11 protein-coding genes and 1 pseudogene are annotated in these 12,623 nt (G+C 62.8%); 9 read left to right on the top strand and 3 right to left on the bottom strand.

Annotated elements, in window-relative coordinates; all coding sequences use genetic code 11:
* Positions 1–11: 11 nt before the first annotated feature.
* The 7 genes from LB547_RS22010 to LB547_RS21980 all read left to right on the top strand — a co-directional run bounded on the left by LB547_RS22010 (position 12) and on the right by LB547_RS21980 (position 8,210).
* Positions 12–1,106 (top strand): LysR substrate-binding domain-containing protein, encoded by a 1,095-nt coding sequence (locus LB547_RS22010; protein WP_224684691.1) that lies wholly within the window; start codon positions 12–14, stop codon positions 1,104–1,106.
* Positions 1,107–1,175: 69 nt separating this feature from the next.
* Positions 1,176–2,762: an FAD-dependent oxidoreductase gene (locus LB547_RS22005; protein ID WP_140523234.1), complete on the top strand. Its 1,587-nt coding sequence runs from the start codon at positions 1,176–1,178 to the stop codon at positions 2,760–2,762.
* On the top strand, positions 2,759–3,619 hold the full coding sequence (locus tag LB547_RS22000) for a transporter substrate-binding domain-containing protein (RefSeq protein WP_140523232.1): 861 nt from the start codon (positions 2,759–2,761) through the stop codon (positions 3,617–3,619). The genes LB547_RS22005 and LB547_RS22000 overlap by 4 nt, the downstream gene beginning before the upstream one ends.
* Before the next feature lie 48 nt (positions 3,620–3,667).
* A complete protein-coding gene (locus tag LB547_RS21995) occupies positions 3,668–4,414 on the top strand; it encodes an amino acid ABC transporter permease (RefSeq protein WP_140499588.1) in 747 nt (248 codons plus the stop codon).
* Positions 4,411–5,250 (top strand): ABC transporter permease subunit, encoded by an 840-nt coding sequence (locus LB547_RS21990; RefSeq protein WP_140523229.1) that lies wholly within the window; start codon positions 4,411–4,413, stop codon positions 5,248–5,250. Before LB547_RS21995 ends, LB547_RS21990 begins: the two co-directional genes overlap by 4 nt.
* Positions 5,234–6,025, top strand: coding sequence for an amino acid ABC transporter ATP-binding protein (locus tag LB547_RS21985; protein WP_281405127.1), 792 nt, complete (start codon positions 5,234–5,236; stop codon positions 6,023–6,025). The genes LB547_RS21990 and LB547_RS21985 overlap by 17 nt, the downstream gene beginning before the upstream one ends.
* 142 nt (positions 6,026–6,167) lie before the next feature.
* A complete protein-coding gene (locus LB547_RS21980; protein WP_140523226.1) occupies positions 6,168–8,210 on the top strand; it encodes an NADH:flavin oxidoreductase in 2,043 nt (680 codons plus the stop codon).
* Between the two features lie 20 nt (positions 8,211–8,230).
* Here the strand turns inward: LB547_RS21980 and LB547_RS21975 are convergent, their stop codons facing one another.
* Together LB547_RS21975 and LB547_RS21970 are read right to left on the bottom strand one after the other, a co-directional pair.
* A complete protein-coding gene (locus LB547_RS21975) occupies positions 8,231–9,526 on the bottom strand; it encodes an NAD(P)/FAD-dependent oxidoreductase (RefSeq protein WP_140523224.1) in 1,296 nt (431 codons plus the stop codon).
* Positions 9,527–9,557: 31 nt separating this feature from the next.
* Entirely contained in the window at positions 9,558–10,256 is a 699-nt protein-coding gene (locus tag LB547_RS21970) for an HAD-IA family hydrolase (protein ID WP_140523221.1), read from the bottom strand.
* Between the two features lie 122 nt (positions 10,257–10,378).
* Between LB547_RS21970 and LB547_RS21965 the strand changes: the two genes are divergently transcribed.
* Positions 10,379–11,386 (top strand): LysR family transcriptional regulator, encoded by a 1,008-nt coding sequence (locus tag LB547_RS21965; RefSeq protein ID WP_140523218.1) that lies wholly within the window; start codon positions 10,379–10,381, stop codon positions 11,384–11,386.
* Between the two features lie 85 nt (positions 11,387–11,471).
* On the opposite strand, the gene LB547_RS21960 is transcribed toward LB547_RS21965, so the two are convergent.
* Positions 11,472–11,636, bottom strand: coding sequence for an FCD domain-containing protein (locus LB547_RS21960; protein WP_246672837.1), 165 nt, complete (start codon positions 11,634–11,636; stop codon positions 11,472–11,474).
* A 25-nt stretch (positions 11,637–11,661) separates the two neighbouring features.
* On the opposite strand from LB547_RS21960, the pseudogene LB547_RS21955 reads away from it, so the two are divergent.
* Positions 11,662–12,081: pseudogene (locus LB547_RS21955) on the top strand (transposase); the annotation flags it as partial.
* Positions 12,082–12,623 lie beyond the last annotated feature (542 nt).

The following is a 12,623-nucleotide window of genomic DNA, read 5'->3' as shown; positions in this document are numbered from 1 at the left end:
TCATGCCCTCTTTGCAGGACAGTCCGCGCCTTGAAGCCGTCAAAGATAATGACAGCCTGCTGATGGATAGATGCTACACAGCCGGTACGCGATCGCGGGAATCGCGATTACGGGACGAATGGCTTTGCAGGGAGTCCGGGGAAGACCGGTGCGCCATGACAAGTACGTTGAACCTTCTGCACTACTCGGCATTTCGCGCCGTCATGCTCACCGGCACCGTCAGCGGCGCGGCCGAATTGCTGGGGCGCAGCCAGCCGGCCGTCAGCCGGCTTCTCGACAAGCTGGAATACGAGCTTGGCGTTTCGCTTTTCGAGCGCCGCAGGGGCCTGATCACGCCGACCACCGTGGCACACCTGTTACTCGACGAGATCGAGCGAGCCTATGTCTCGCTGGACGCGTTGAGCAGCTTCGCAGCACGGTTGGCAAGCGGGGAAGGCGGCGAGATCAGCCTTGCGGTCATGCCGGCGCTGGGCATCAATTTCGTGCCGCATCTGCTGGCCGATTTCAGGAAGAACTGGCCGAAGACCAAGGTCACGCTGAACGTGCGCATGTCCGTCAAGATCGAGGAATGGGCGGCCGCGCAGCAGATTGATTTCGGACTGGCGGAAACACCGTTCAAGCGCTCCGGGTTCCGGACCGAAGTCTTCAGTGACGCGCCCTATATCGCGGCTGTTCCGCGCGATCATCCGCTCGCCGGGCGCAGCCGGCTCGGCCCGGCCGACCTGCGCCAGGGGCCATTCATTTCCTGGACTTCCTTCGTCTCGGCACGGCATCTCCTCGATCAGGCGCTGCTGTCCAGTAGCGTCAAGGTGGATGCCGCCTATGAGACGACCTTTTCGGTGTCGGCCTATGAAATGGTCAAGCACGGGATCGGTATTGCGATCATCGATCCCTACACCGCGGTCGAGCAGTTGGACGACCGGGTCAGGCTGATCCCCTTCGCGCCGAAGATCCCGTTTAACGTTGCCCTGCTGCGCCCGGAGTCGCGCGGGCCCAACCCCGCCGCCGATGCCCTGCTGGAGCTGATGGCGCAAAAGCGCGATCGGATCCTGAGACAATTGCCGGACCAGGACGATATGCACACTACGCATATCAATCGCCGATAATTCTATTTTGAACATTTCGGTATCAGCGCTTTATTGGCGTGATCGACCGTCCAGGAAAACAGGCCGCCAATGTCGCCTAGAATTATCGAGATGCAGGGCCGGGACTACGATGTCGTCGTGGTCGGCGCCGGCATCAACGGTTCGAGCGCGGCGCGAGAACTGGCCGCAGCGGGTTACAGCGTCCTCCTGGTCGACAGGAGCGATTTCGCCGCCGGCGCCTCCAGCCGATCCTCGCGCATCCTGCATTGCGGCCTTCGATATTTCGAAACGCCCAACCCGATCCGCACCTTTGCGTTTCATCCGCAGCGCTTCGCCGCGGCCTTGCGCATGGCGCGGGCGGGGATGGAAGCGCGAACCGAACTTGTCGGGCGGAGCCCGCAACGGTGCAAGCCCTTCACCATGTGCTTTCCGATTTATCCGGAGAGCCCCGTCCGCGGCTGGCATTTGGATCTCGGTTTCCGCATCCTGCGCCGTCTCGGGCCACCGGAACCGGCGCTCGCCTATCGTCGGCTGAAGAGTGATTTCGAAACCCACCTGCCATTCGCAAACGACCTGCGGGACCCCGAAAGTCTGCGGTCGATTGCCACCTACCGTGAATACATCATGGACTGGCCGGACAGGCTGTGCGTGGATGCCGCCCTCGACGCCGAGCGAAACGGCGCCGAAATACGCCTGTTCTGCGAAGCTTCCGTTATACGTAGGAAGCCGGAAGGCTGGCTCGTCGAACTGCGCGACGGTAAGGGGGAAGCGGCCGAGGTTCGCGCGTCCGTCGTGCTGAACATGGCCGGCACCTGGGTGGACGCGGTGAACGCCAATCCCGTCGCCGGCAAGCCAGCGCCCTGCCTTGTTCGCGGCACCAAGGGCGCTCATATCGCGGTCAGGCTGCCGGATTCCTATCGCGGCTACGGCATCGCCACGATCAACCGCAGCGGTATGCCGTTCTATTGTCTGCCTTCGCATGACGACTGCTTTTATTTCGGGCCGACGGAGACGCCTTTCGACGGCGACGCCGCCGGTGCCGCAGCCACCAACGAAGACATCGATTTCCTGCTTGCGGAAGCCAGTCACATGCTTCCCGGCCTGCGGCTCGGCCGCCGCCACGTCGAATTCACCTGGGCCGGCGTGCGGCCGCTCACCTTCGATGCAGCCGAGCCGATGGGGCGGCGCACGCGTCAGATCCACGATCTCGCATCTGCCGGCAGGCCGGGTATCTTCGCGATGACGGCAGGGCCGGTCATGAGCCATCTGAGCGCAGGGCGCGAGATGCTGCGGATCGTCGAGAAGCAACTGAAGCCGACGCGCAAGTCCGTGGCGAGGCGGATCCCGGAGACAGGCGACAGCGGTGCGGAGTTCGCAATTTCGAGGCCGCTTTCGCAAGGCAGGCGCGCCGCTTTCCGCACAGCGGTTTCGGTCGAGCATGCCCGCGACCTGAAAGGTATTCTCTATACGAGGACAGGCCTCGCCTGGCGCCGCCATCTCGACCGCGCCGAGGTTGAGGAGGCTGCCGATGCCATTGCCGATCTGGTCGGCTGGGCGCCGGAGCGGACCGTCAGTGAAATCGACGGGTTCATCCGATACCAGAAGACGGCGTTCCGCGCCGCATCGGACCTTCCAATTCAGCCGACAACACACAAAATGGGAGATGTAGAAGCATGAAAATCGGATCAGCACTGAAAACCATCGCCGCCCTTGCAGTCACGCTGGCCGCAAGTGCGATCCTTCCCGCCAGCAGCGCGCAGGCGGCCGAATCGCATCTGCAGCAGATTCTGGAACGAGGCGCCGTGCGTGTCGGCGTTCTCGGCGCGTTCAAGCCCTGGTCCTTCCCATCGCCGGATGGTTCGATGCAAGGCATCGAGGTGGACCTCGCCCAGTCGGTAGCCGATGCGCTCGGCGTCAAGCTTGAGCCGGTCGTGGTCACGTCCGCCAACCGCATGCAGTTCCTGCAGCAGGGCAAGATCGACGTCATCATCGGCGGCATGTACGACACCACTGAGCGGCGCAAGGCGGTCGGCATCATCGAGCCGGCCTATTGGACGTCCGGTCCGACCCTGCTGGCCAAGGAGGGTGTCATCAAGGACTGGAAGGACATCGCCGACAAGCCGGTCTGCGCCAAGCAGGGCGTCTACTACAACAAGCTGGTGGAGACGGAATATCACGCCAAGGTCGTCGCCTTCACCGGAAACACGGAGGGTAAGGAAGCCTTGCGCTCCGGCAAGTGCATCGCCTGGGTCTATGACGATGCGAGCATTATGGCCGACCTCGCTTCGGGCGAGTGGAAGGGTTATGAGATGCCTGTTTCCGTTCTCTTCGACAATCCCTGGGCGGCCGCGGTGCCCGTGGCGGAAGTGGACAAGGCCTTGGGCGTGTTCATGGCAGGCATGGCCTATCGCTGGCAAGCGTCCGGAAAGCTGGTCGAGCTTGAAAAGAAATGGAAGGTGAAGCCGTCGCAGTGGATCGCCGAGCAGCACAAGAAGGCTGAGTGGGACACGAGCTACCTGAAGGGCGGCAACTGAGCCGATGCTCTGCGAAACGCTGATCGATGACCGGCTGCCGGAGCTAAAATGTTCCAGTTGATCGCGCCCTTCTTCCAGGATCTCTACGACCGCACGGGCCTCAATTTCATCGTCTTCTACGACAGCTATGAATATGGGCGCTTCCTGTCCGGCATCAGCATATCGCTACAGCTGATCTTCTGGTCGATCGTCGTGTCGCTGGTGATCGGCGTCTTGGGGGCCTGGGCGCAAAGCGCCCGGTCTCCCGTCCTGCGGGTGCTGATGGATGCCTATATCCAGGCATTCCGCAACACGCCGCCGATGATCCAGCTCCTGTTCTTCTATTTCGCTCTCGGCGCCTTCACGCCGCAGGTCGATGTTGGCGGCTATTACCAGCCGCTGATCTCGTCCTTCGCCTGGGCGATCATCTCGCTCGGCATTTTCGGCGGCGCCTTCAATGTCGAGATCTTCCGCGCCGGCTTGGAGGCGGTGCCGGGATCGACGAAGGAAGCAGCCGAGAGCCTGTGCATGAGCAAGTGGCAGATATACCTGTATGTCACCCTACCGCTGGCCTTCCGCATCAGCCTGCCGGCCCTCACCAACAATCTCGTCAGTCTCGCCAAGACGACATCGCTCGCCTACGTCATTTCCGTCCCGGAGATGACCTATACGCTGAACCAGGTGTGGTCGGACAATGTGAACGTGCCGGAGATGATGTTGCTCCTGTTCCTGTTCTATGTGCTCGTCGTCTCGCTCCTGGCCGCCGGGCTCCATTTCATCGAGCACAGGCTGACCCTGCCGGGATACGGCCAATGAGCGGCGCGGCTTTCCGTATCGAAAGGGGCCGCTTCGCAGAAGAAAGCTTCTGCTCGCGCATCCATTGGCGGCACGGGCTGTGGCTGGTGCTCGCCTTCTTCGGCTCGCTTGCCTTCGCCTATGCCCAATCGGACCCCCAGCAGCAGGCCCCGTCGGCCATCGCCACGCTGATCCTGTGGCTGCCTTTCATTCTCAAGGGTTTCGCTCTCAATCTCCTGATGAGCTTCATCGCCATGGCGGTCGCAACCCTTCTGGGGATCGGGCTGGGATTGCTGCGGGTCAGCCGCTCGAAGCTGTTGCGAACGCCCGCATGGTTCGTGACGCATCTGTTCCGCAATTCGCCGTGGCTGGTGATCCTGTTCACGGTCATGCTGCTGGTGCCGTTCGAGATGCGCCTGCCCGGCGCCGGAACGGTGGCGATACCGGACTGGATCAAGGCCACCTTCGCCTTTTCGCTACCGGTGATGGCCAATATCAGCGAGGTGCTGCGCGGCGCCATCAACTCCATCCCGAAGGGTCAGTGGGAATCGGCGGAGAGCCTTGCCTTCACGCGTGGCCAGACCTTGCGCTGGATCATCCTGCCGCAATGCGTCAGGCGCGCCATTCCGCCATGGATGAACTGGTACGCATTGCTGGCGCTGGCGACGCCGATGGCCTCGATCCTCGGTGTGCACGAGGCGGTCGGCAATGCCCAGGCCGCCATGGAAGCGGCGGGCGCGCGGCCGGAATTCCTCATTCCGTTCTATCTTTTTCTTTTGTGCCTGTTCTTCGCCTACATCTATCCGATCGCAATCTGGACGCGGAAGCTCGAGCGAAAATATGTCGTTGCAAGTTAAATCGAATACCGACGAAGCAAAGCTGAAATCAGGCTGGTCGCCGGACATGCCGATCATATCGCTGCGCGACGTGCACAAGTCCTTCGGCGCCCTGGAGGTGCTGAAGGGGATCAGCTTCGATGTCCGCAAAGGCGAGGTGATCTGCGTCATCGGCCCGTCCGGCTCGGGTAAATCGACGCTGATCCGCTGCATCAACGGGCTCAGTCCTGTCCAGAAGGGCTCGATCAAGGTCGAAGGGCAGGAGGTGAACGACACCAAGCTCGATCTTCTCGCGCTGCGCAAGAAAGTCGGCATCGTGTTCCAGCAATATAATCTCTTCCCGCACAAGACGGCCCTGCAGAACGTCATGATGGCGCCGGTCCTGGTGCTGAAGGAGCCGAAGAGGGAAGTCGAGGAGCGCGCCCGCGCGCTGATCGCCAAAGTCCGCCTGCAGGGCAAGGAAAACGCCTATCCGGGAGAACTGTCGGGTGGCCAGCAGCAGCGCGTCGCCATTGCGCGCAGCCTGGCCATGCGCCCCGACATCATGCTGTTCGACGAAGTCACGGCGGCGCTAGATCCCGAGACGGTGAAGGAGGTGCTGCTCACGATCAGGGAACTGGCGGCAGAGGGCATGACCTGCATCCTCGTCACCCATGAGATGGGATTCGCCCGCGAGGTGGCGGACCACATCTATTTCACCGACCGGGGCGTGATCGTGGAGCACGGCCCACCGGACGAGTTTTTCACCAAGGCGAAGGATCCCAGGACGAGGCAGTTCCTGAGTCAGGTTCTTTAGGGCCGCAGGCCCTCGGACTAGGAGTTTAGGCCCAAGACCCTTGGGCCTCGGAAATTGAACCAACAGGCCGGCAACGGCGACGCGCGGACCGATCCGTCTGCGCGAGCGATCGTGCTCGGCCGGAATTCGGCAGGAGAATGAAATGAACGGGCCGGTCAAGACCATTACCAGGGATCCGCTGCTGCAGCCGCTGACCATCAAGAAGCTGACATTGCGCAACCGTATCATAAGCACCAGTCATGCCTGTGGCCTGGAAGTCGGCGGCATGCCCGAGGAAGCTTATCAGCGCTATCACGAGGAGAAGGCGCGCGGCGGATTGGCGCTATCGATGTTCGGCGGCTCGTCCAACGTCGACCTGGATTCCCCCAACATCTTCCGGCAGCTCAATGTCGGCACCGACGCGATCATCCCGCACTTCCAGCGCTTCAGCGCGCGCATGCATGATCTCGGTGCGGCGCTGATGTGCCAAATCACCCATCTGGGCCGCCGCGGCGATCCTTATGCCGGCGACCGGCTTTCTACGATCGGACCCTCGCCAGTGCGCGAGACGCTCCACCGCAGCATCCCCAAGGAGATGGACGAGCACGACATAGACCGTGTCGTGAAGGCTTACGCCCAGGCTGCCCTGCGCTGCAAGGAAGGCGGTCTGGACGGGATCGAGACCCTGGCGGCCGGGCACCTGATCGGCCAATTCCTGTCGCCGTTGACCAATCGCCGCACGGATCGTTTCGGCGGCGCGCTTGAGAACCGCCTGCGTTTCGGCCTGATGGTCCACGAAGCGATCCGCAAGGCCGTGGGGGATGATTTCCTCGTCGGCATACGTTTTGTCGTCGACGAAGGCCCCGATGGCGGCCTGAACTTCGAGGAATGCGTCAAGGCGGCCCTGATGCTCAAGGCGGGGGGAGGCGTTGACTTCTTCAATGCCATTTACGGCACGATGGATACGACACGCGCGCTTGCGGAGGAGAACATGCCCGGCATGGGCTCGCCGCTGGCTCCATGGATCGAACCGGTCGGCGCCTTCCGCCACGAGGTCGGGTTGCCCGTCTTTCACGCCGCGCGCATTGCCGATGTCGCTTCGGCTCGCTTCGCGGTGGCGGAAGGCAGGCTGGACATGGCGGGCATGACGCGCGCCCAGATCGCCGACCCCCATCTGGTGGAGAAGCTCGCCGGCGGCCGCGAGGCCGAGATACGCCCTTGCGTTGGCGCCACGCATTGCCAGTCGCCGTATCGCCCCTCCTGCCTGCACAATGCCGCGACGGGCCGCGAACTGACGCTGCGCCACATCATCCAGAAGACTGACGGACCTGCCCGCAAGGTAGTCGTCGTCGGCGGCGGACCGGCCGGCCTGGAGGCGGCGCGTATCAGCGCCGAGCGCGGCCATGCCGTTTCGCTCTACGAGGCGGCTGGCGATCTCGGCGGGCAGATCCGGATCGGCGCGACCGGCTCCTGGCGTCGCGACCTCATGGGCATTGTGGAGTGGCGCGAAGCCGAACTGCAGCGTCTCGGCGTTGCCGTCCATACCAACGCCTATATGGAAAGCGCCGATATCGCCGCGCTTGAACCGGATGTCGTCATCCTCGCCACGGGCGGCCTGCCGCAGATCGACCTGCAGGAGGGCGCGGAACTCTGTCTCAACACATGGGACGTCCTGACCGGACAGGTGCCGCTGCATGGCGAAGTGCTGATTTACGACGGAACCGGACGGCATCCAGGCCCGCTTTCCGCCGAACAAGCCAGAGATGCAGGTGCGGAGGTCGCCTATGTCTCGATCGACGCGCAGCTTTCGGAGGAACTGACCTATGCCGAGCGGCTGCGCTGGAAGAAGCGCTTCCTGCAGCTTGGCGTGAGGCCAGTCTTCGAGAGCCGACTCTTCGCGGTTCAGCGCAAGGACAACCGGCTGGAAGCCAGCTTTGTCAATGAAATCTCGCGGGAGGTGACGAGTATCCTTGTCGACCAGGTCATCGTCGAGCAGGGCAGCATTCCCATGGACGAAACCTATTTTGCGCTGCGCAGCCACTCGGCGAATGATGGCGTCACCGATCTCGACGCCATGGTTAAGGCGGCGCCGCAACCGCGCCTGCGGGAAAGCGGCTTCGAACTGCACCGTATCGGCGACGCGGTTTCGAGCCGCAACATCCATGCCGCGGTGCTGGACGCCTTGCGCATATGCAGCGCGCTGTGACGGTGCGCGCGCCGGCGGTGTCAGCGGCCGATGCGGTCGAGAAACTGATACCAGCCCGCCACTGTGCGCACCGCCGGCTCGCGCAGGAAATAGAAGGGGATGGATTGCGGCTCGTTGCGTTGCATCAGGCTGAGTTCCGGCCTGTCTCCCAGCATCAGGTCGACGGCGCGGCGGCCCATGAGGCCCGACATGGCGATGCCGGCCCCGTTGTAGCCGAGCGCGAAACCGGTCCGCTCGTCGAGCATGCCGATCTGCGGCAGGCTATCCATGGTCATGGCCACGAGCCCCGACCATCGGTGGGTGATCGCGGTGCCGGCAAGCTGGGGGAGCATCTCCTTCAGCGCCCTTTCGAGCGCCTGGAAGGCGGAGGCGGAATCTTCGCGCCCGAAGGCCCCGCGCCCGCCGAACAGCATCCGGTCGCCGGCGGGTCGAAACCAGCGCATCATGCGCCGCGTCTCGCTGTAGCTGCGGCAGTGCCGCATCAGCGTGGCCCTGAGGTCGGCGCCAAGCGGCTCGGTCGCGATCATGGCGCTGCGGAAGGGGATCACCGTTCCGCGCACCGGCGCAGTGGCGGCGGTAATGTCGGAATAGCCGTTGGTGGCGATCAAGACATGCCTGGCTGCGACCTGGCCCCGCGCCGTCGTCAAAACGGTGCGGTCGCCGTCCTTCCGGCGTGCCACCACGACCGAATTCTCGAAGATCTCGCCGCCCCCGCTGCGCACTGCGCCGGCAAGCCCCCGCGCATAGTTCAGCGGATGAACGATGCCGGCATGGGTGGAAAGCACGCCGCCGACGAAATCGGCCGAACCGGTTTCCTCGCGCACCGCGCTGGCGTTGAGTATGGTCAGGCTGGCATCGCCGAACATACCCCGCGCCGTCTCCGCTTCGGCCACGAGCCTTTTCTGGGCAAGTTCGTTGTGGGCGCAACGCAAATTGCCGGTCTGGATGAAGCCGGCGTCGGCAATACCCAGTTCTTGGATATTCCGTTCGACGCGATCCATCGCATCATGGCCGATGCGGTGCATGCGCCGCGCCGCTTCAAGCCCATGGTGCGCCGCGATGTCGCTTAGCGAGGCGCGAAACTTGGTGGAAACGACCCCGCCATTGCGGCCGGAAGCGCCCCAGCCGATTTCGACCGCTTCCAGAACGACGGGATGCAGGCCGCGCTCGATGGCGCGCAAGGCGGCATTGAGGCCGGTATATCCGCCGCCGATGATGGCGATATCGGCCTGGACCGCGTTTCCAAGCGCGACCGGCGGCGGCGCCGGCGAGGCCGTTTCCAGCCACAGCGATCGTGGATGTGCCAGGTCCTGCATCGGCATCGTCCTCCCTTGGGCGCCGGCGGAGCTATTCCCGCTCGACGGCGTCGGCGAGGTCGCGCAGTGTGGCGAAATGGAAATCCGGCTTCGTCACTTCGCCCGGATGCGGTGTGCCGCCATAGCCTTCCAGGTGCATCCGCCGCTCGATCCAGCAGACCTTGTAACCGAGCGAGCGGGCAACGCCGATATCATGATACTGGCTCTGTGCAACGTGCAGCATGTCCTCCTGGCGATAGCCGAAGGCGGATTGCCGCCCGAGATTATGCGAGAAGAAGCGTGGGTCAGGCTTGGCGCATCTGGCGTCGTCCATCGTGACGGCGTCGTGGAAAGGGGTCCCCAGCGTGTGCGAGTAGGCGCTGAAGGCAACGCGGTCGGCGTTCGTCATGGCGACCAGGCGGAAATGCCGGCGCAGCCGCTTGAGTGCCTCGGCGGAATCCTCGAATGCCGGCCAGCGCAGCACGGCAATCTGGAAAGCGTCGGCCGAGCGCTGGTCCGCAGGCAGGCCGAGCTTATGGGCCACATGGAGGTAGACGTCCGCCATCACCTGGCTGGAGCGGCCGGGATGATCGACGCGCCCTTCAAGATAGGGGGCGAAGAGATCGTCGTCGCTCAGCCCCTCGGCAGCCTTTCCCCCGATCGAGCGGAACGCGTCGAGAATGCCTTTCTCGAAATCGATGAGCGTCCCCACGACGTCGAATGTCAAAATTTTGAATTGCTTGAAGGACATCAGACCTGCCTCTCTTCCTCGCTGAAACCGGCTTCCGACCGGCGGAAGCTTGCGTTCAATGAACAGAAGAGGATGCGTCGCCGCAATTCCACAAATGCTGATCGGGGAGCTTACATTTTGTAATGTCCCGCCTTCGACACCTGCTTCCTTCGCTCAATGCGCTCGTGACCTTCGAGGCGGCCGTACGCTGCGGGACCTTTGCTCGTGCCGCACAGGAACTTTGCGTCACCGGCCCGGCTGTCAGTCGCACGATCGGGCGGCTGGAGGCCCATCTGGGCGTCGCGCTTTTCCACCGGACCGCTTCCGGCGCCGTCCTGACGGAGCAGGGCAGCGTGCTTTTTTCGGGAATTTCGGGCAGCTTCGACGAAATCGAGCGAACAGTCCTGCGGGTGCAGCAGTCAAGGCAGTCGGGAATGCGGACAGTGGTTCTTTCGGTGTCGTCTGCCTTCGCCACGCACTGGTTCATGCCCAGGCTAGCGCTGTTCCAGTCGAGATTCCCGAAAGTCGATATCCGCTTTCAGCTGATCAGCGGACCGCTTGGCGGAGCCGTGGACGGTGTCGATATTGCGATGCGCTTCGATCATGGCAGCAACGCCCGGCACGTCGCGCGCAAGCTGATGCCGGAATTGCTGGTGCCGATCCGCGCTCCTCACCTGCCGGAAAAACAGGCGCCCACCGGCACGTTCATGCCGGCGCTCGACAGGATCATCAATCTCAGCACGGCAGAACCGGACTGGTCGGGCCTGTTTTCGGAGAACACGGCAAATGGCACGGCGGGCGGGCTGCAGTTTTCGGACTATACAGTCGTGGTCCAGGCCGCCCTGCTCGGGCAGGGCGTCGCTCTCGGCTGGCTCAACGTCGTGTCGCATCACCTGGCGCGCGGTGTCCTGGTGCCGGTAGGCCCGGTCATGAAGACCGGCCGGACCTGCGAACTGGTCATCGCCCGCAAGCAGGAGACTCCTGTAGTTTCCGAGATCTGCGATTGGATAGATACCGAATTCACCACCGATATGAAGCGCGTCGACGCGCAGTATCCTGGCCTTGAACTTGGTGCCGATCCATCGCGCCAGGAAAATGGCCGTAATCCGATCAGGAGTTCATCCCATCCAGCGTCTTGCGGCGGATTCTGATAAGGGTGTTTCTCCATTGCTCCAACGGCTGCGGCGGCATCGCGCTTTTCAAGGCCGTCGAGTATTCGGGTGTGATCGCGGACGCTCAGTGACACGGCGCCCTTCGCCAAAAGCCCCGGCGGCGGAATTCCAGGCCGAACGAATACATCTTGTGCAGAAAATCGGCCAGAAGCGGATTGCCGCCGGCCCGACAGATGGCGTGGTGGAATTCGGCGTCGGAAATCTGCAACCGGACGGGATCATGCGTCATCTGGCGCTGCGCCTCGAGCGTCTCAGCTCCCGATCCCCCGACGACCGGTCGTTTGTTCGACAAGAGCCCGATCCAGCTCATCGGCGAACTTCGCCAGCCGAACGGCGCCGCATCGCGAAAGCCGCAGCGTATCGATTACGAAGTATCGCCGCAACGGCACCGCCAATCTCTTCGTTTGCCTCGATGCCCATCGGTCATGGGGGAACGTCAAGGTGACCGAGCGGCGAACCTCCGATGACTTCGCGCTCTGCATGCACTCGTCGATCTCCACTTCCCAAAGGCCGAGTACATCAGATCGTGCTGGTCAATCTGTCGACACACGCCCGCCGTCCTCTATGCGGCCTTCCCGTCATCGGAAGCGCGCCGCCTGCTCAGGCGCATCGAATTCCACTATGCGCCCAAGCACGCCAGTTGGCTCAACATGGTCGACATCGAGATCGGCATGGAGAAGCGGTTCTCAACCGGTTTGGCTGGCCGAGAGGAGGAAGTGACTATCAAAATACCTCAAAAGAAAATGTCGATGCGGATTGCCACTAGGGTGGGGTCCGCGGACGCCAACTTTGCCCACGGGCACCGGCACTCAGGTGGCGGCAAAGGAAGCATACCCAAGAACTCGAGATCCGGAGCAGATCCAAAGGCAGTTGAGGGCACACGCGACCTCGATTCCACCGACGGAGTCCCTTGGGCACGACGCCAAACAACGGTCCACACAGCTCCCCGGTCGACTTCCTCCCCAATTCAGCGCTTGGGGATTCACCGGTTTGCGCAAACGTCCTTCATGACTCGGCGTAATTGGCCCTGCTTGAATCGGAAATCGCATGAGTCGGTAGCGCCCGGTTCTTTCTTGTAAGAGAGCGGCTTCTGCAGCAAATCCAGGAATATTCATTTTGATCGCCTCCTTTGTTGGTTTTATCGATCATAGCATTTGACCAGACTAACTCCCGATTTGTCGACACAAACTTCAGTCCGCCAACATGCAGGAACGCT

Source organism: Mesorhizobium sp. B264B1B, from assembly GCF_020165765.1.
GTDB lineage: Bacteria > Pseudomonadota > Alphaproteobacteria > Rhizobiales > Rhizobiaceae > Mesorhizobium.
This window is presented reverse-complemented; position numbering and strand designations above follow the sequence as displayed.